Genomic DNA, 17525 nt, shown 5'->3' on the forward strand with positions numbered 1-17525 from the left:
GCGCCATGGTTCTCAACTTACGTTCACTCTTCTGGCTGGCTTTCTTCGGCATTGTGCTTTGGGCATGGTGGGTCATGTTCTCTATGGCAACTAGCCCGATGATGATGCCTTCAAAATTTGTGAGCTTGTTTCTTATGTGGTCGATAATGATGGCTGCGATGATGGGGCCAACCTTTGTTCCGACGATGAGAGCTTACGAGGATCTTATCACTTCGGCAGATGGGTCCCGTTCGGGATCACTGGGTGTCGTGCTTGGTTTTTTTGCAGTTTGGGTTGGGTTTGCGGCGATCATCGCTTTTGCACAGAACACATTGGCTGAAATTGGACTGCTAAACGCGATGGGCGCTTCTGTTTCTACAGCTCTGTCATCTGGTCTATTGATTGCCGCTGGACTCTATCAGTTCACGGCATTGAAACAAAGTTGCCTCAAGCATTGTCGTTCGCCAATAGTACAATTCATAGCCCACTGGCGGCCGGGATTCAGCGGTGGTCTACAAATGGGGCTTCATCACGGCGCGTATTGCGTCGCGTGCTGTTGGGGATTGATGGTTATTGGTTTTGTCGGCGGAACAATGGACCTACTGTGGATGGGAGGCGCAACGCTCATGATGACTCTCGAGAAACTCGAGAGTATTGGACGATGGCTTACTAAGCCAATGGGCGTTTCACTAGTTTTGTGGGGTTTGACGGTCGCAGCTTTTTAGGGGTCGGTTAAGCAGTCAAATTTCAAATTCTTGCGTCGCATTTCGCAGTGCAAATATCTTAAAACTGCACCTTCAGCTCAATAGTGGATTGAAGTGCTTGAACATACTCTGCAAGTCCACACCAGAAGTTGTAATTCAGGAATTAGCCTCTTGTGGCGGAGGTTGGAGGGACACTCCTCTCGCCTCGTAGAATGGTGCGTTTTTCAAGTGAAAAAGACCACCGTTAGCATTGAGACCTAGAATGCTGAGACATCCGGGTTATTGATGTGCGCTTTTGGCTGCTTCCGTGTTCTTCAAGTAACCTTCGTTGATTGTTCCTCTATGTTGCGCAAGTACGCACCAATACGGACCTAGTTTAGTTTGGCGACCGCCGGTATTGGGGCAACTGAGTAAATGGACGATAACAATCGCAACCGTCAGCGTTGCCTAGGAGACCATTGACGAGTGGTATTGCACTGAAGCCTGGTTCCTTCTCCAATGCGTCTTGCCTCTTCTTCGGATGTTCGATTGTTGGAAGCAGAACAAACTTTGGGAAATTTGAACAGGTTCAGCATTTGAATTTGTAGATTTCATAAGTTCCCAATTTCTGCAAATGGACAGTGTTTAAACGAACTGGCGAACAAAGTGGAGTGCCTCAATACCAGCGGCCATACGACCACGGGTCCCTCCAATCACGGTTCTGCCGATTTATGTTAATGTAGGTAACGGTGCCTTTTTCGACGCCATCGTAGGCAAGCGCTTGCACGATTGAGTCCACTTGATCATCGTGCCGGCCAGCAGGGAATGCAAGAAGCTCAGTCTCTAACTCTGACAACCAAGGTGCCTTTTCAGGAAGCCAAACGCGTCCTGACTCAAACTTCGGAGTTTGAATGTTGGCCCGGGCTTCTTTGGCTTGAGTCGCTGAGATGTCAATGACGTCAAAACCGTGTGAACGCAGGTCCTCAATCAGGCCTGTTCCAACGCCTGTATCTTCGATTAGAATAAGCCACGGTTTGTGCTTTTCTGCAGCGGCTATCATGCGAGCTTTTAGGTCAGGGTAGTTCAGCTTGTCACGAACGACATCCATTAAATAGTAGTGTCCATTTTTATACAGCCATGTTGTACCAACTGACCAATCGTTCTGAAGTCCGGTTTTGGAAGCTGTGTCCCAGCTTTGGAAAACGGTGTCGTCGTCGGTGATTTCTGGCAGAAATGGATAGTACTTGAGCCATTCTCGTTTGAACAAATGGCCGCCCGGTGGAACGGGCGATTGCTGATACTGAGCTTCAAATGCGGCGGAGCCAATATTGAGCTTGAGTTCGTCTAAGACAGACTGTGTTTCACGGGCGGGATGTAAGAGCGTACCTTTGCTGCGTTTATGATACTGCTTTGGTCCCACCAAGATCCGCTGATCTTCTTGAGCGATGGCTGGTAGATTCAAAACTGTCCAGCTGTCATCAAACTCAGTAACGTGCCCAACTAGGTCATCTACATGTAAGCGCTGAGTAACAATCACAATTGCCCCGGTGGTCTTGTGATTGATGCGAGACACCAAGGCGGAACTATACCATTCGTTGACCTTGTTCCTCAGTGCCTCCGAATGAGCATCGTCTGCCTTCAAAGGGTCATCGATGATAATTATGTCTGCACCACGCCCTGTGAGCACGCCGCCTACAGACGTTGCCAAGCGCACTCCTCGTTTTGTTAGTCGAACTTCCTGCTCAGTTTCTTTCTTTGGATCTATCCGCGCATCTGGGAACAGTTCCTTGAACCATTCCGATGTTAAGATTGTTCGATAATCGTTGTGGAGCTTTGACGCGAGGCTTTGCGCGTAGGAGACTGTGATGATCTCCTTTGTCGGGTCATGTCCATGTATGAAAGCAGGAAAAGCCACGGACGCTGATATCGACTTTGCTGACCTCGGTGGCATTGTGATGATGAGGCGCTTAATATGGCCTAACCTGACTTGCTCCAGCTTCCAGGCTATTGCCTCTATGTGCCAGTTGGGAAGATAATCAGTACCAGGATTGAGCGTGCCAAAGCACTTTGCGATGAACCACTTTAGTTGTGTGCGAAGTTTCAGTTTCAAAAGCAGCTCAGGGTTCTTGCGGATCATATCCTGCATTTCAACGCTCAATGTCGGGTTATGCGTCATTGGAGTTTTCCTTTTGCTCGTTCAGGTTAGCGCTCAAGGTTTCGATAGGATGTCCAATACCTTCGTTTGGTGCTGGCAAATCGAAAGGTGGGCTCAACTCAGCCATCATTTGCTCAAACAACGCCAAGTCTTCGTTTGAGAGTTTGTTCTGGTCGATTGTGTCGCTTTCTGAAGCTGCGTCGGAGTTAAGCAGCCCCAGCACAAAACTTGCGGCTCTGAGGTCGCCTTTGGCGGCCTTGTTTGCAATGTTGCGTAGCATTACCTCTTGAAGGGTAAGGCGCTTTGTTTTCCCGCCTTCTGAGATTTCAACTTTCTTGGAAAGCACCATGCGCATTTGTTCTTGAACGCTTTTGGGTTTTGCTTTCCGCCCTTTTGGATTGCCGCTCTGACCAGGTTTGAACTGTGTCGCTTTCGGCGGCCGACCATAGCCTACCTTGTAGTCTTGTGGCTCAGAGTGTTCATTTTCTGGAATGTCCTCGCTCATGGGTTTTGTCCAACGGTATTTGGCGCTCGACTGGACAACTCATCGAAGGTCAGTTCTTCGACGGCATAACGATCGCAAACCTCTTCCAAACGACGGCGTAGAATTGCGTCTTTGCCTGTAAAAAGCTGCCACCGCCTGATTGCTGTATCGATATATTCTGGTTCATATTCAACGCCGTAACATCGACGGCCTACCTTGTCTGCTGCCAGTAAGGTCGTTCCCGAACCGAGAAAGGGATCAAATACGACAGCCCCTCTTGGTGATGCATCCTTGATGGCTTCGGCAATCATTGCGACGGGCTTAACCGTTGGATGTAGCGCAAGATCGTCACCTTCCGCGGTTTGGAACGTGTTTACTCCAGGATAGGTCCAAACATTGCTTCGGTTACGACCGTACCGCCCAAGCTGCACGTTGTTGGTGCAGGCATTTCCTGGTTTTGTAAACACTGCAACGAGTTCATGTGCTGAACGATAGAATGATCCTTGTCCTGGAGTGGTTTTGTTCCAGATGCAGATATTTTTGAGACTTAGGCCTAGATCTCGGCCGACTGAAAGCAAAGTCTCGATGTGGCGCCAGTCCATGAATATGTAAAGCAGTGTACCGTCATCCACTTGGAGCAGCATGGCAGAAATGCTCTTGCTCAAAAACTCTGTGAATTCGTGATCTGACATCTCTCCAGATGCAAAAGCGAACTCTTCGTGTTTGGTTTTGCCCCTACCACCAACGTGCCCTTGAATCCGAACGTTGTATGGCGGGTCCGTGATGACCAAGCTCGCGCTTCGTCCGGCAAAAAACTCAGAGATTGCTTTTGCGTCGCGAGCATCCCCGCACAGAAGTTGGTGCTCGCCAAGTTGCCATATGTCTCCGGGTTTAGAGACCAATACCGAGGCATGCTCGGGCAATGTGTCTTCTTCGGTCTGAGATGGGGCAGGGGCTTCGTGGTCGGACAACAGAATGTCGATCTCGCCGGTGGCAAAGCCGGTGATCTCTAGATCGATGTCTATCGCTGGTAACATGTCAGCCAGATCGCCGAGCTCGATTGAGAGAAGTTCGCTATCCCAACCCGCGTTGAGAGCAATCTTGTTGTCTGCAAGGACGTAAGCACGCCTTTCAGCATCACTCAAATGGCTGAGACGCATCACGGGAACACGAGTAAGTTCTAATTTCTTTGCAGCCTGCAACCGGCCATGCCCGGCGATGACAACACAATCATCACCGATCAGAATTGGATTGGTGAACCCAAACGCCTGAATGCTTTCCGCATTTGATTGATCTGTTTCTTAGAATGGGTGCGCGCGTTTCGAAGATTGGGTTTGAGTTTACCTGTTGCGACAAACTCGATATTTTCTGGTATGGGTGGTCCAACGGGTAGTTCGCTGGCGCTAACTTGTGCTCGTGGTACTTTATTTTCCATTACTGCCTCCTGATTATCAACGCCGAGGAATCGACGGTGAATACAGAAAGTCAAAGTTTAAGAAATGATAATATGCAGCACTGATACTTTGTTAGTTCTGCATGTATAGTGGAGTGCCAACTGTGAGCTTCTTAGGATCAATTTTCCTTTTTAAAAGAACGATTTGAGTAACTTGGATACTTTTGAGAGAATTTGCTCTGCAGTCGTCGCAAAACGCTTTCCTCAGAAGATTTGCGGCGCTTTGGTGCCTTTGCGAGTACCGCCAGCGCGGCTTGGGCTACATTGGGCTGACGTTTCTCATCGATCAAGGATTTCATCTCATTGATCAATTCCGCATCTTGTTCGTGAAACGAGCCGCGAGGCCCAGCCTTGGATAGTGACGGTTTGCGCATTTGGACTTGAACATAGCTATAGACCGCTTGGCTAAGTCTGTTTTTAAGTTCGTTTCCATTAATGTCGATGCGAACCACATCCTTCAAACCTTCAGGCGGCAATTTCTTCTCGTCAGCAAAGACGTCACCGTTTGGCTTACAATAGATGTCGAACGCTGGCTGCTCGCTCTCCGTCAAATGGCGAAGGAAACGGTTTTGGATTTCTTTGCAGCAGTTGAGCACGACAGCGTGAACTAGATCTCGACATTCTCGCTGCTCTTTATCTGTTAGGTCTGACTGCGCGGCCGTCTTATCAAACGGATTTCTACCATTCCAGTTGCTTAGGACCGGTATGAGTTGGTCCAAAAATAATGGAAATTTGCCAATTTCGACATTCGAAAACGTCACAGTGACAGATGCCTTTTGGACCTGAAGTTCAAGATTAGCGGCCCAAGCGGGAGGCTCGCCTTCCAAGTGTCCGGCTTTTTGGAACACTTTGTAATCCCCCGGCGAATACAGGTGTTGCCTGATTTCCGTTTCCAAGTCAGATCGCCAATCAATTCCTTCGGGGAACAAAACAAACCAGTAGTGCTGCCAGCCGGCATCAAGAGACAGCTTTCGATTTCGATTGGTACCAGTCATTTGAACACCTCAGATACTCGGCATTTTCGAACCCTGCATCCATGCTACAACGTTAATTGTTCCCTGCATGCAAATTCAGTTTCCCTGCAGCGGAGCTTAGGGAATACGCTTCCTATAGTGCTGAATCCAATAATTTTCTTGGGGTTGGTTGGTTCGAAGTCAGCCAAAAAATTGAAACTTCCCTGATGTCTTCCCTGTAAGCAGGGAAAAGTTGCGAGACTAGTTAGCTCAAGACTGTGCGCACAGCCATCTTCCTTTCTTGAGCGTTTGCTAGGTGCGGTCAGGCCGCAGAGGCCCGGAATGCCCCCGAAAATGCCCCTGTTCGGGTGTCCCCACCAGAACACCCCGCGCGCCTCACTCACGGGACCTAGGAAGCTACCTACTTGGGAAGGGTGCATACTGCAGGGAAATAGGTACCAGTAATGGGAGATACCTAATAGATACCTTCCTTCCAGCTATCTGTGGACAGAAATTAAATCAAAACGTTCGGCAGGAATACTACGTCATGGTTTGGCCAATTGTTGCATGTATGACGCAAATGATTGAGCACACATATAGCTGCCTTGCCGCGTTAACTCCTAGATGTTTGTTTGTCCTGAACTTAGGTTTCAGGGTCAGAGATGTTGAAGATTATTCGCCTATTTGTCGTTGCAGCTGTTCTAAGTGGCTGCGTTGAAAACTCGGTTCAAGAGAGTTCGCAAGTACCAGTCAGTCAATATTCCCAAGAACTTTCCTCTTTGGCAGACAAAGGCTTTTCGCAGTGTGTTGAATTTGCTGCGAACGGTTCGGGACCAAACTCAAGCACATTGCTTAGTGCAGGATTCAGTGAGCGGAAAGTGCTAGGCTTTCCGGTTTTTGTACGCTCAGTTTCGGGACAAAACTCGCTATTCGACAATCAGTGGGTTTCATTCAGCTTCCGACCAAAACAGCAATCCTGCTTGTTCACCGCAACAAATGTCGGTGGAGGATTATGGGTTTCTGCCAGCTATGTTCGCACTCAGCTAACAAATGCTGGATGGAAAGAAGTTGATGATGGTTCTAATAAGACATTCACTTACACACGCGGTGCCAATTCGATCGTGATGTCGGGGCTTTCTTCCGGAGGACAAACTCAGTTCACGCTCAAAGCGAGCAACACCTGATTGTTCAACAGGAGAGACTGATCTGTAGGATCCGATCAGTCTCCCCATATATTGTCTGGATTGTAAAATCAGGCTCGATGATGTTCAGAGTCAAATCTAAAAACCGTGACGATAGCTGGAAGGAAGGTATCTATTAGGTATCTCCCATTACTGGTACCTATTTCCCTGCAGTAAGCTTCTTTACTAAGTAGGTTGCTTCCTATGTCCCGTGAGTGAGGCGCGCGGGGTGTTCTGGAGGGGATACCCGCCACACCCGAACAGGGGCATTTTCGGGGGCATTCTGGGCCACTACGGCCAGACCGGACCTAGCAAACACTCAAGAAAGGAAGATGGCTGGGGTGGTAGGATACCTTGTTTCTCGATACGTCCCTTCGGCTTTCCTGCAGCCCTTAGCAAACTGGGGCACTTTCGGGGGCATTTCTCAGGCTGGGTACAGGCTGTTCTAGGGAGCCGTAGGCGGACTTTCTGGGTGGGGCACTTCGACATCCCAGCCATACGGGTGCCTAGGGTGTTCCTTCTGTCTGCGAGAGGAACAGCTGTCTCACGGGTGCTGCCCTGGGAGCCCTCTCTGGCCCTCTCTGAGGCGCTGTCTGTGGGTCCCTCCTAATAGGTACCAGTAATGGGAGGTGGGGGGAGGAAAGAAGAAGAAAGAAGAAAGAAGAAAGAAGAAAGAAGAAGTGGGGAGGAAAAGAGCAAGCAGTCAATGGCGTTCTGGGACAGTCGCCTGCTCTGTTGGGGCTGCGCTATAAATAAGTACCAGTAATGCGAGATGGGGGGGGTATGGCGAATGGTAGCGGTTGTGAGCAATGAGTCCACAACTGCACATTTCTGCCGTGAGGCGAATGACAGCTATGAACAGCAGGACTTACCTTCCTGTATCGGCGGGCATGGAACGGTGGCGTAGGAGCAATAAACACAGCAATCCCCGTCGAGTGGTTTCAGCACTGTGTTGCAGGACGTGCACTCGTAGAACCACTGACACGAATCTGTTGGCATCATTTCTTCGGCCACATGCCCGCATTCGGGACAGGTGAGAACAGATTGAAGAACTACTTCGTTCGTTTGGGTCGCCATAGCGCGTATCCTGTAAGAATGAGAAAACCTGCGAGAAAAGGTAGCAACACGCCGTCACGATACACGTAATCAAGCATTCCACTGATCCCTAGCAGAGAGAATAACCACGGCAAGAAAGGTGTTAGGCAACAGACAGCTGCCAATCCTGTGCCGCCAAGACTTATGGGAAGCAGCCAGCTATTCATCCGTGACGCCTGAACAAAGCAAACATGGTGCGTGCCGCGTCTTCCTCCCACAAAGGAGAGCTCGCTGTTAGAAGGAAAGTAATTGTCGCAAAGCAGAGAATTGCGACTGTTGAACGGATGCGGCTTACACATGACCAACGCTTCCATAGCCGTATCCATCCCCAGGTGATGACAAGGCCTACGACCACGATAATTTCGATGCGATAAGCGACAAAGGGGCCCAGCAATAAAAGCCAAGAGCCTCCTAATCCAATAATTGATAGACCAATAGGCAATACGCAGCACGATGCGCTAAGCAAAGCAAGCAGGCCGGCGCCACCGATCAACAATCGGTTCGGCCCGTTGGCATCATTTTTATGTGTTTCGGTGTTAGACATCATGCCAGAGAATATGCATCCTGTAGTAACTACAGAAGCAAGTGGAGTCTGATCACATGATTGCGATTGGCGAAGCATCCCGCCTTAGCGGCGTTTCGATTGAGACCATCCGCTACTACGAGCGCGAGGGTATCATAGCGAGAGCCGAGCGTTCCGCGTCCGGACGACGAGCCTATTCAGACACTGAAATATTCGAGCTTCGGTTCATAAAACGTTGTCGCGATTTGGGCTTCTCATTGCCAGACGCAGTTGCGCTCCGCGATTTGGCCGATGCGCCGAACAACTCGTGCGAGACCGTAGAGAGGCTTGGGCGAGCACACCTTACGGAGGTTCGGTCGAAATTGAGGGAGCTACGGCAACTTGAGAAAGCTTTGTCTGAACTGGTTTCAAACTGTGCTAATGGCAATAATGACTGTCCAATGCTGGACGCACTAAGAGCAAGTTGACGGAAAGCTAAAATCGTTAGCACAGAAGGCTTCGTCCGCAAAGCAGACATCAACAAAAAAACCGAGAAGATCCCCTTCCCGAGCTTTCACCCGCTCTGTAAAAAACCGAGCAACTTCAAGCATCTGAATAAAGAGAACTCTTAGAGGAGATATTCAGATGTTCAGCTCTTTCACGCTGTGGTGCGTGTTGGGGGTCAGCTTACGGCTGGCCCTTTTTCTTTTCCTGCGATGGAAGTGGGACGCGAGGCCGATACTGCCCAACGGCCTGTCCTACTGCATTGTCCTGCTGGCGATGATGCCTGCATGGATGCAGCCAGTACCGCTCCCGGTACCGATGTCTCTGGCACTCGGCTTCGATAGTCGACATCGACTCCATTTGGCACTGCTCGCGATTGCATGTGGATTGTCCGGCAACCAATCCTTGAGCCTGTTTTCAGGGTTTCTTCATCTGGCGAAAGCAAATACGTAGGGTATCCCGCCGAGTTTACTAGCGTAGCGAAAGTTCCAGCCTCAGGTCCCTTTCCAAACACAAGAAAACGAATCTCGGGATCGAGACGTATTTTTATCGACGCCTCAAGCCTGGCAGTTTCCTCGTTGTTCGCAAGCGACATAGTTCCTGTGTTGAAATCAATTTCCAGCGTGCAACTTCGGCGGTTACTTCGATTGTCTTCAATTGCTTGCAATACTGAGACATCCGGATTTGGGATTAGCAATATTTCAAGCCCGCCACCGCATGGTAGTTCGATGTCAAAAAAAGGTGACCCGGCACCGTATCGCAAAACACGCGTCGTGTTTTCTGCAAGTGCGTCCACCGCATGCAATGCAATATCTGCTTCAACACAACCAGATGAAAGCGTACCGACGTAATCTCCACTCGCGAAGATGGTCATCATTGCACCAAGAGGGCGATAAGAGGGGCCCTCAATTCCAACTATCACTGCAAATGTGCATGGTTGGGTTGCTGTCAATGCCGCGATGATAGGATCCGTGCCTGTCGAATTTAGGTCGATCATAGGGTCCATAGTCCGGTAGTAGCTGTCAGGTGGGGTGGGCTTCTAATTCCCGCAGCGAAATATACCTACCTGGCAAGAATTTCTGTCCAGGTAGGCAATCTTAATTTTTGTCTTTAGCAACAGGACGATACAGCCCTACGTGTAAGTACACCGACAAGATGGGCGCGATATGCCGACGATCCATGCAGGTCCTCAATCATATCAGACGGATCACCCGACATGCCATCAATTGCAGAGACAGAGAAGTCCGTGCTCAATGCAGCTTCCGCTTCCCGCCAGCGGTACACACCATTATTCGATGCACCCGTTACAGCAACGCGAACCCCACTGGATGTTTTAGCGACAAAAACACCCACGAGTGCAAATCGTGACGCTGGCTGTTCAAATTTTTGGTAGTTGGCAACCTCCGGAACAGGAAATGTCACAGAGGTGATTATTTCGCCTTCGTCGAGCGCTGTTTCGAACATCCCTTGGAAGAACTCATCCGCCTGGATTTCACGTTTGTTTGTCTGAATCGTCGCCCCTGACGCCAAAGCGCCGGCTGGGTAACAAGCGGCGGGATCGTTGTTCGCAAGTGATCCACCAATCGTGCCTCGATTGCGAACCGCAGGGTCGCCAATTTTGCCAGCCAATTGCGCTAGCGCGGGATAAGTTTTCGCCGACTGTCTAGCTACTTCAGCATGCGTCGTAGCACCACCAATGCTAACGGTACCATCGCTTTGGCTAACACCCACCATTTCGGAAATACCGCTGAGACTAACCAAGACCTCTGCCGACGCCAAACGTTGCTTCATCGTTGGGAGCAAAGTCTGACCCCCGCCAATTGCTTGAGCGTCTGCTGATGACAGTGCCTTAGTGGCATCTTCGATTGTTTTTGGGTTTGAGAATTCAAAATTGTACATGTTTTTCTCCTGTCTGGTGGCTGGACCGGTTGCACCGGTCTAAGCCTTCCCAGATCATCCGTTCATCGCTTCCCAGACACGCGCGGGAGACACCGGCATGTCGATATGTTCCACGTCGTGTCCACCGCGTTGCAGCGCGTCTACAACGGCATTGACCACTGTTGGAGGCGATCCGATTGCCCCTGCTTCGCCGCAGCCCTTAACTCCAATCGGATTATGGGTGCATTCAGTTGCGTAGCTGTGATCAACAACAAGGTTGGGAAGATCATCGGCGCGTGGCATAGCGTAGTCCATCAGAGAACCGGACAGTAGCTGACCGTTCTCGTCATATACCCCATGCTCTAAAAGTGCCTGACCAATACCCTGCGCTAAACCGCCTTGCACCTGGCCCGTCACGATCATCGGATTTACGACGTTGCCGAAGTCATCCATGGCAACCATTGAGCAAATGTCGACTTTGCCCGTATCTGGATCCACCTCGACCTCGCAGGCGTAAGCGCCTGATGGATAGGTGAAGTTCGCAGGATCGTAAAACGCGGTTTCTTCCAACCCAGGTTCAATATCCTCAATTGGGAAGTCATGGGGGATGTAGGCTTTTAAGGCAACCTCGCCAAAGCCAACTTTCTTGTTGGTGCCCTTTACGGAGAATTCGCCATCCGCAAAATCAACATTCTCTGCGCTGTCTTCCATCATATGAGCGGCAATGAGAGTTGCTTTTTTGATGATCTTTTCGGTGGCCCGATAAACAGCAGATCCACAAACCGCAAGGCTACGTGACCCATAGGTGCCCATCCCAAACGGGATCTTTGAGGTGTCACCATGTACAATTTCAACCGACATCGGATCTACGCCAAGCATATCTGCAACCACTTGAGGGAATGCCGTTTCATGCCCTTGCCCGTGACTGTGCGCGCCAACCATGACGGAGATATTGCCGGTGGCATTTACGCGTACCGTTGCTGCATCGTAGAGACCGACCCGCGAGCCAAGTACCCCTACTAGATTGGACGGCGCAATTCCACATGCTTCGATGTAGCTATTGACGCCTAAGCCGCGAAGCTTGCCGTTCTTGGCACTCTCTGCTGCGCGTGCTTCAAAGCCTGCCAGATCTGCATGTTTTTCAAGGCCGTCCATAAGGGCATCATAGTTGCCACTGTCGTATTCAAGACCCGCAGCGGAGGCGAAGGGATATTGGTCGGGTTTAACGAAGTTCTTTCGACGAATTTCCACTGGGTTGATGCCAAGTTCCCGCGCAGCCTTGTCTATCACACGTTCAAGGCTAAACGTGGCCTCCGGACGACCAGCGCCTCGATACGCGTCAACGGGTGCTGTGTTGGTGAAAACAGCCTTGACGTTCACATAGACGTTCGGAACCGTATAATTTCCCGCCATCAAAGTTCCGTGGAGGAACGTCGGGGTCGCGGTTGAGAAGTTCGACAAATACGCGCCCACATTGGCCATGGTCTCGGTTCTGAATGCTATGAACGTCCCATCTGTTTCACAGGCCAACTCGATCTTTGTTACATGATCCCGCCCATGGGCATCGCTCAAGAAGGCCTCGGTCCGGGTGGATGTCCACTTTACCGGCCGCCCCAGCTTCTTGGCGGCTGCGAGTACCAACGCTTCTTCGCCATAGTGATAAATCTTTGATCCGAACCCTCCACCAACATCAGGTGCGTGAACGGTGAGCTTATTTTCGGGAATACCCATTACAAAAGCACTGATCAGCAAACGCGTAAGGTGAGGGTTCTGCGAGGTCGTGGTCAGCTTGTAGTCACCAGTGCCCGGGTCGTATTCCCCAATCGAGCAACGTGGTTCCATCGCATTCGGAACAAGACGATTATTGACCAGCTCAAGTGTTGTCACATGCGGAGCGTTTTTGATCGCCTCATCAGTGGCAGCACGATTGTCTTCTATCCAACCCCAGTCGAAACATTGGTTCGTACCTATCTCATCATGAACCAAGACATCATTGTTCGCCAAAGCATCGGCCATGTTGACGACGGCTTCCAGCTCTTCAATGTCGGCTTCGATGGCCTCAACAGCGTCCATCGCCTCTGCGAGCGACTCGGCGATAACGGCCGCATAGGCATCACCGACGTGCCGCACTTTTCCATGTGCCAAAACTGGGCGCTTTGGCTCTTTCATTGGGTCGCCATCTCGGCTCACAATTGCCCAACCTGCTGGATTGCCACCCACTTCAACGAAATCTTCGCCTGTGAACACGGCCACAACGCCTGGCATTTCTGCGGCTGCGGACACATCGATACTCTTAATCGTCCCGTTTGCGACGGTCGATCTCGCAAAGGCGCAATACGTTGTATTCGCAGGCGAATAGTCATCAGTGTACTTTCCACGGCCGGTTAGGAAACGAACGTCCTCACGTCGTTTCGTGGCAAAGCCCATTCCTCCATCTGCTGCCATATCCCTGACTCCTATTCTGCGGCCATAGCGACCGATTGACCGCTCGCTGCCATAATTGCGTTCACAATGCCCTGGTAGCCGGTACACCGGCATATATTGCCTTCGAGGTGGTTGCGGATCTCTGCTTCTGTTGGCTTGGGGTTCTCTTTTAACAGTGCTGCCGCGCTCATAACCATTCCCGGCGTACAAAACCCGCATTGAAGACCGTGGTGGTCTTGGAAGGCTTGCTGGATAACATTGAGCGACCCGTCGGCATTCGCCTGACCTTCAATTGTGTCCACATCAGCGCCGTCGGCTTCAACCGCAAGCATCGTGCAGGATTTCACAGCCTTGCCGTTAACATGCACTAGGCACGCACCACATTGGCTGGTGTCGCAGCCGACATGCGTACCTGTGAGGTTTAAGTCCTCACGCAATGCAGCGACAAGCAACGTTCGGTTCTCGACGTTGGCTGACATCTGTCGCCCGTTAATATTCATAGTAACTGTTGGCATCTTTTTCCTCCCTTTAGATGACTAGATCGGCGCGCTAGTTGAACATGCGTTTGAGCCAACCTTTTTTGGGTTTCTCTCCCTCTTCGTCTGCGTTTTCTGTTTCAACAGGCTCTTCTAAGCCGTCTTGAAAACGCTCAAAAAACTGATCGGCGAGCTTCTTCGTAAAGCCGTCAATGATGCGACTACCCAACTGGGCCAACTTGCCGCCGACCTTCGCTTCAACATCATAGGTTAGTCGCGTTCCGCCTTCATCTGTATCAGCGAAACTGACTTTGGCCGCGCCCTTCGCAAAGCCAGCTGGGCCGCCTTTCCCTTCTCCAGTAAGAAGGAGACTCTCAGACACTTTAATATCTGAAAGGGTGACCTGGCCTTTGAACGTTGCTTTTACAGGGCCAACTTTTTGGATGACGACCGCTTCGAAACCGTCCTCAACGCTTCCCGTGAGTTCTTGGCAGCCTGGAATGCAGGTCTTTAAGACCTCTGGGTTCAAAATCGCTTCCCATACCACTGTGCGTGGCGCTGCGATGTCTTTGGTGTCTTCTAGCTTCATGGACGGCCCCGTCAAAAATATTGACGTAGCGGAGCAAATTCAAAAAGCCCTGTGAAGACAGGGGCAGACAATTGCAGTGTGGAACTGTCTCAATTCTGAGACACGCGGCTTCTAACCTTTGATTCCAAACCGCTTCATTCGCCGATACAACGTTGCACGCGATACGCCCAGTTCACGGGCAGCCAAGCTTACGTTGTGATCTGCACGGATAAGCGCGCGTGTGATGGCCGCGCTTTGCGCGCGCGCAAACCCCGTTGATGCGCTATCTCGGCCAATCAAATCACCGAGCGGTATCGGCTTTAAGTTGCCAAAGGACTGAAGATCGAAAGCGCGACGCGCAGCGCGGGTCGCTCCGATAACGATATCATCGGCATTTGTCGCGAGAAGAGATACGCCGTCACTTGAGTCACTAACAACCATCACCCTTGCATCGCTGAACTTATCTTGAAACGCATCGGCCTCTATATTGCGAGCAGCTTGTCTAACGAGCTCGGCAATTAGGCCATTTAGTGCTTCTGTTTGGTCAGCGCGCGCAGAGGACACATCCAGAGCCGCCACGATTTCACCGTCAGGGCCATAAACCGGAGCATCAATACAGCTCATTCCGATATTGGTTGCCATAAAGTGCTGATCCCGGTGAACGATCAACTCTCTACCTTCTGCTAAGCAAGTGCCGATGCCATTGGTACCTTGCGCAGACTCGCTCCAATCAGCGCCGGCACCAAGTCCCCAAGCTCGAAACGCATGTTCGTCAGCCATCTGATATCGGTGGTCAATCACAATGCCATCTCGATCGGTCAATAGAACACAGCATCCGGAGCCACCAACTACAGCAAAAAGTTGATCGAGCTTAGACTCGGCTATTGTTGCTACACGTCCCAGTTCACGCTTTCTCGTTTCGATTTCTAAGTTGGTTAAGTACTCTGGGCCGTCTTTTCGGCCTGGATCCAAACCGTGTTTTCTTTGCGACCGCACCCAGGATGCCGCAAGTCTCGATCGCGCACCTGCTGCGCCCGACTCAACAGCACGGGCGACTCGGTCGATATGGAACTGAAAAGACGTAATCGTACAGATTCCCAATTTAACAACGAACAGTTTAGCTCAATTCGCAATCAGTTCAATCCGCGTGAATTTTTGTGCTTCAGTATTCGACTTACACCGAACTCTAACGAATTGTGTTGTCGAGCTTGCAGTCGGCTTTTCCGGGCAGAGCGAATTACGAGTGCAGCATCAGTTGTTCTAAACCTTAAGGCGCCATTCGCCACCGTATGTAAATCCTTCCAAGTCCGGCTGACCAAGCAACGGAAGCTAACGAAGATGGACTAGCACGACGAACATCCAACTGGGGTACATCCAAGCTATGTACTTACAGCTAGAGCTTTTCTTCCCTATCTGCATTGCTGGTTACTATTGTGAGCACTTCTTAATGTTCTTGCACAGTGTACATACCCATTCTGCGGTCCCGTCCTTTGGGCGGCCTAGGCTTTCCAAGTCATGGTGTGAAACAATGGATTGGGTTCTGCAAAAAGGGCAGGTTCCGATTGCAAAATAGTCCGGCACATGTGTGACCTTGGGTGGTGCGGGATTGCAAACCAATCGTTCCTCCACGTGGCGCTTTAGCGGCAAGTTTATATCGACTGCCAATTTGTGGCAACTTGGGCCAAGCCACTGTCGATGGTGCGACAGATCGAAAGGCTCCGAAGCGTCCCATTACTGGTACTCATGAGGAAACAGCAGACGGCACCAACCGAGGGAGAGGTGTCAGAGAGGCCTCCTAGGACAGCACCCGTGAGACAGCTATTCCTCTCGCAGACAGAGGGAGCACCCTCTGCACCCGTATGGCTGGGATGTCGAAGTGCCCCTATCGCGAGCTCCCTGATATGCCCCCGAAAGTGCCCCAGTTTGCTAGGTGCTTGGGTAAAGCCGAAGAACGCTATCGAGAAGCAAGGTATCCTACCACCCCAGCCATCTTCCTTTCTTGATATTTTGATAGGATTCTAAGCCGCCTTTGGGTTCAGAATGCCCCCGAAAATGCCCTGTTTGGGGGTGGCGGGTGCGGCCTTTGGTCCACGAGAGGCAGAGCTGTCTCAGGGGGCAACTGTGCCGCTCTGGGATACCAATCGATATGGACTTGCCAATCAACTGCTGTGGGTGGAAGTCGGACTATCGCTGAGGGTGCGATCCAAACTTGCCTGAAACAATCCGCAGCAAATTGAAATAGGAATCCTGAGAACTTTAGCGCGCTGATTTCGAAATTGAAGCGTCAAGCCGAATCAGTGTCTTTCACGCACATTGTAAGAGACAATTTGACCGTGATTTCGAGACAACGAACCATTGGAAATGGTCATTGTTTCCGCCAATTGCGTGTCCGCCACACTTTTGCCATAAATTGGTGACTTCGGCAGGCCGCGACGCTTAGCGTTTCTCTTCGGGGAGACAATTATGTCAAGTATCGGGGACACCGTTGGTAAATTAAGCAACCAACTTCAAAAGTTGCTTAGATTTTCTGTGTCCTGTTCGCTTTCCATTTCGCTCGCATGTTTTCCATTTTCATCGAAGGCATATTCCGTAGACAACTCGTCTACTGGAGCCAATGGTGTCGATGGTGTCAGCGTGTTGGGCGTAGTGGTGGTTAACCCGGGAACCGGCGGCGTTCCGGGTTCTATTAACCAGGGCATTGGTGGAAACGAAACGGGGGTTTCAGTCTCTGGTTTAGGGGGGCGAGGAGGTGGTGGCGTCGAGGGATTCATCGGGCTTGTACCCGATGGAAAAGGTGGGCTGCGATTGGCAATTCAGAGCGGGTTCGCTGGGGGCACTGGTGGTCATGGAGGCAATCATTCTGTAACGGTCAATGCGGGTGCCAGTTCCACAACCAGTTCACGGGGGCAACACGCGGTAACCATCAACAGTCGCGGCGGCACCGGAGGTTTAGGCGGTGGTGGCTTCAGTGTTGAAATTCTCAAAATTGGTTACAGCGTCAATGGCGGTAACGGTGGAACTGGCGGCGCAGGCGGAAATATTTCGGTCACCAATAACGGCTCTCTAAAGCGTCCGACCTTTAATTTGAGACATATCCGGCAGCCGTAAAGTAGTTCCAGCACTCTTGTGGCGAGTAGAGATCGCAAATCTCGGACAGAGCATTGAACATGTCAGTGAAGTTGCGCGCACC

General features: G+C 50.9%; 17 protein-coding genes. 4 read left to right on the forward strand and 13 right to left on the reverse strand.

Going from position 1 to position 17525, the window contains the following annotated elements:
- Window positions 1-5 precede the first annotated feature (5 nt).
- Window positions 6-704, forward strand: a complete 699-nt coding sequence (locus WG622_RS10130; RefSeq protein ID WP_209357049.1) for a DUF2182 domain-containing protein — start codon at window positions 6-8, stop codon at window positions 702-704.
- A 634-nt stretch (window positions 705-1338) separates the two neighbouring features.
- Here WG622_RS10130 and terL read toward each other — a convergent pair.
- From terL to WG622_RS10155, 5 genes are all read right to left on the reverse strand, one after another.
- Window positions 1339-2838: a phage terminase large subunit gene (gene terL / locus WG622_RS10135; protein ID WP_339403469.1), complete on the reverse strand. Its 1500-nt coding sequence runs from the start codon at window positions 2836-2838 to the stop codon at window positions 1339-1341.
- Window positions 2828-3322 (reverse strand): DUF5681 domain-containing protein, encoded by a 495-nt coding sequence (locus WG622_RS10140; protein ID WP_339403470.1) that lies wholly within the window; start codon window positions 3320-3322, stop codon window positions 2828-2830. Before WG622_RS10140 ends, terL begins: the two co-directional genes overlap by 11 nt.
- Entirely contained in the window at window positions 3319-4503 is a 1185-nt protein-coding gene (locus WG622_RS10145) for a DNA modification methylase (RefSeq protein ID WP_498371367.1), read from the reverse strand. Before WG622_RS10145 ends, WG622_RS10140 begins: the two co-directional genes overlap by 4 nt.
- A gap of 38 nt (window positions 4504-4541) precedes the next feature.
- A complete protein-coding gene (locus tag WG622_RS10150; RefSeq protein WP_339403471.1) occupies window positions 4542-4736 on the reverse strand; it encodes a ParB N-terminal domain-containing protein in 195 nt (64 codons plus the stop codon).
- A gap of 137 nt (window positions 4737-4873) precedes the next feature.
- Window positions 4874-5749: a hypothetical protein gene (locus WG622_RS10155; RefSeq protein WP_339403472.1), complete on the reverse strand. Its 876-nt coding sequence runs from the start codon at window positions 5747-5749 to the stop codon at window positions 4874-4876.
- A 620-nt stretch (window positions 5750-6369) separates the two neighbouring features.
- On the opposite strand from WG622_RS10155, the gene WG622_RS10160 reads away from it, so the two are divergent.
- Window positions 6370-6891, forward strand: coding sequence for a hypothetical protein (locus WG622_RS10160; protein ID WP_339403473.1), 522 nt, complete (start codon window positions 6370-6372; stop codon window positions 6889-6891).
- Window positions 6892-7740: 849 nt separating this feature from the next.
- On the opposite strand, the gene WG622_RS10165 is transcribed toward WG622_RS10160, so the two are convergent.
- Both WG622_RS10165 and merF read right to left on the reverse strand, forming a co-directional pair.
- On the reverse strand, window positions 7741-7965 hold the full coding sequence (locus WG622_RS10165; RefSeq protein ID WP_245168727.1) for a GDCCVxC domain-containing (seleno)protein: 225 nt from the start codon (window positions 7963-7965) through the stop codon (window positions 7741-7743).
- Window positions 7941-8309 (reverse strand): mercury resistance system transport protein MerF, encoded by a 369-nt coding sequence (gene merF, locus WG622_RS10170; RefSeq protein WP_339403474.1) that lies wholly within the window; start codon window positions 8307-8309, stop codon window positions 7941-7943. The genes WG622_RS10165 and merF overlap by 25 nt, the downstream gene beginning before the upstream one ends.
- Window positions 8310-8583: 274 nt before the next feature.
- On the opposite strand from merF, the gene WG622_RS10175 reads away from it, so the two are divergent.
- Window positions 8584-8973, forward strand: a complete 390-nt coding sequence (locus tag WG622_RS10175; protein WP_209357080.1) for a MerR family transcriptional regulator — start codon at window positions 8584-8586, stop codon at window positions 8971-8973.
- A 194-nt stretch (window positions 8974-9167) separates the two neighbouring features.
- On the opposite strand, the gene WG622_RS10180 is transcribed toward WG622_RS10175, so the two are convergent.
- From WG622_RS10180 to WG622_RS10205, 6 genes are all read right to left on the reverse strand, one after another.
- Window positions 9168-9986 carry an XdhC family protein gene (locus WG622_RS10180; protein ID WP_339403475.1) on the reverse strand — a complete coding sequence of 273 codons (819 nt, stop codon included), beginning with the start codon at window positions 9984-9986 and terminating at the stop codon, window positions 9168-9170.
- A gap of 113 nt (window positions 9987-10099) precedes the next feature.
- Complete coding sequence (locus WG622_RS10185) at window positions 10100-10888, reverse strand: FAD binding domain-containing protein (RefSeq protein WP_339403476.1); 789 nt, start codon at window positions 10886-10888, stop codon at window positions 10100-10102.
- A gap of 54 nt (window positions 10889-10942) precedes the next feature.
- Complete coding sequence (locus WG622_RS10190) at window positions 10943-13312, reverse strand: xanthine dehydrogenase family protein molybdopterin-binding subunit (protein ID WP_339403477.1); 2370 nt, start codon at window positions 13310-13312, stop codon at window positions 10943-10945.
- Between the two features lie 11 nt (window positions 13313-13323).
- On the reverse strand, window positions 13324-13806 hold the full coding sequence (locus WG622_RS10195) for a (2Fe-2S)-binding protein (protein ID WP_339403478.1): 483 nt from the start codon (window positions 13804-13806) through the stop codon (window positions 13324-13326).
- 34 nt (window positions 13807-13840) lie between these two features.
- On the reverse strand, window positions 13841-14356 hold the full coding sequence (locus WG622_RS10200) for an SRPBCC family protein (RefSeq protein WP_339403479.1): 516 nt from the start codon (window positions 14354-14356) through the stop codon (window positions 13841-13843).
- Between the two features lie 111 nt (window positions 14357-14467).
- Window positions 14468-15436 carry a GAF domain-containing protein gene (locus WG622_RS10205; RefSeq protein ID WP_498371368.1) on the reverse strand — a complete coding sequence of 323 codons (969 nt, stop codon included), beginning with the start codon at window positions 15434-15436 and terminating at the stop codon, window positions 14468-14470.
- A gap of 1362 nt (window positions 15437-16798) precedes the next feature.
- Here WG622_RS10205 and WG622_RS10210 point away from each other — a divergent pair.
- Window positions 16799-17443 (forward strand): hypothetical protein, encoded by a 645-nt coding sequence (locus WG622_RS10210; RefSeq protein WP_339403481.1) that lies wholly within the window; start codon window positions 16799-16801, stop codon window positions 17441-17443.
- Window positions 17444-17525 lie beyond the last annotated feature (82 nt).

Origin of the sequence: Cognatishimia coralii (genome assembly GCF_037478305.1) — a bacterium.
Taxonomy (GTDB): domain Bacteria; phylum Pseudomonadota; class Alphaproteobacteria; order Rhodobacterales; family Rhodobacteraceae; genus Cognatishimia; species Cognatishimia coralii.

What these genes read in the sequence shown, in the direction of transcription:
- WG622_RS10155 (WP_339403472.1), bottom strand. Translation starts at nt 5,749, where the DNA reads ATGACTGGTACCAATCGAAATCGAAAGCTGTCTCTTGATGCCGGCTGG.
- WG622_RS10160 (WP_339403473.1), top strand. Translation starts at nt 6,370, where the DNA reads ATGTTGAAGATTATTCGCCTATTTGTCGTTGCAGCTGTTCTAAGTGGC.
- WG622_RS10130 (WP_209357049.1), top strand. Translation starts at nt 6, where the DNA reads ATGGTTCTCAACTTACGTTCACTCTTCTGGCTGGCTTTCTTCGGCATT.
- WG622_RS10140 (WP_339403470.1), bottom strand. Translation starts at nt 3,322, where the DNA reads ATGAGCGAGGACATTCCAGAAAATGAACACTCTGAGCCACAAGACTAC.
- WG622_RS10165 (WP_245168727.1), bottom strand. Translation starts at nt 7,965, where the DNA reads ATGGCGACCCAAACGAACGAAGTAGTTCTTCAATCTGTTCTCACCTGT.
- WG622_RS10200 (WP_339403479.1), bottom strand. Translation starts at nt 14,356, where the DNA reads ATGAAGCTAGAAGACACCAAAGACATCGCAGCGCCACGCACAGTGGTA.
- WG622_RS10180 (WP_339403475.1), bottom strand. Translation starts at nt 9,986, where the DNA reads ATGATCGACCTAAATTCGACAGGCACGGATCCTATCATCGCGGCATTG.
- WG622_RS10195 (WP_339403478.1), bottom strand. Translation starts at nt 13,806, where the DNA reads ATGCCAACAGTTACTATGAATATTAACGGGCGACAGATGTCAGCCAAC.
- WG622_RS10190 (WP_339403477.1), bottom strand. Translation starts at nt 13,312, where the DNA reads ATGGCAGCAGATGGAGGAATGGGCTTTGCCACGAAACGACGTGAGGAC.
- WG622_RS10185 (WP_339403476.1), bottom strand. Translation starts at nt 10,888, where the DNA reads ATGTACAATTTTGAATTCTCAAACCCAAAAACAATCGAAGATGCCACT.
- merF (WP_339403474.1), bottom strand. Translation starts at nt 8,309, where the DNA reads ATGGATACGGCTATGGAAGCGTTGGTCATGTGTAAGCCGCATCCGTTC.
- WG622_RS10175 (WP_209357080.1), top strand. Translation starts at nt 8,584, where the DNA reads ATGATTGCGATTGGCGAAGCATCCCGCCTTAGCGGCGTTTCGATTGAG.
- terL (WP_339403469.1), bottom strand. Translation starts at nt 2,838, where the DNA reads ATGACGCATAACCCGACATTGAGCGTTGAAATGCAGGATATGATCCGC.
- WG622_RS10210 (WP_339403481.1), top strand. Translation starts at nt 16,799, where the DNA reads ATGTCAAGTATCGGGGACACCGTTGGTAAATTAAGCAACCAACTTCAA.
- WG622_RS10150 (WP_339403471.1), bottom strand. Translation starts at nt 4,736, where the DNA reads ATGGAAAATAAAGTACCACGAGCACAAGTTAGCGCCAGCGAACTACCC.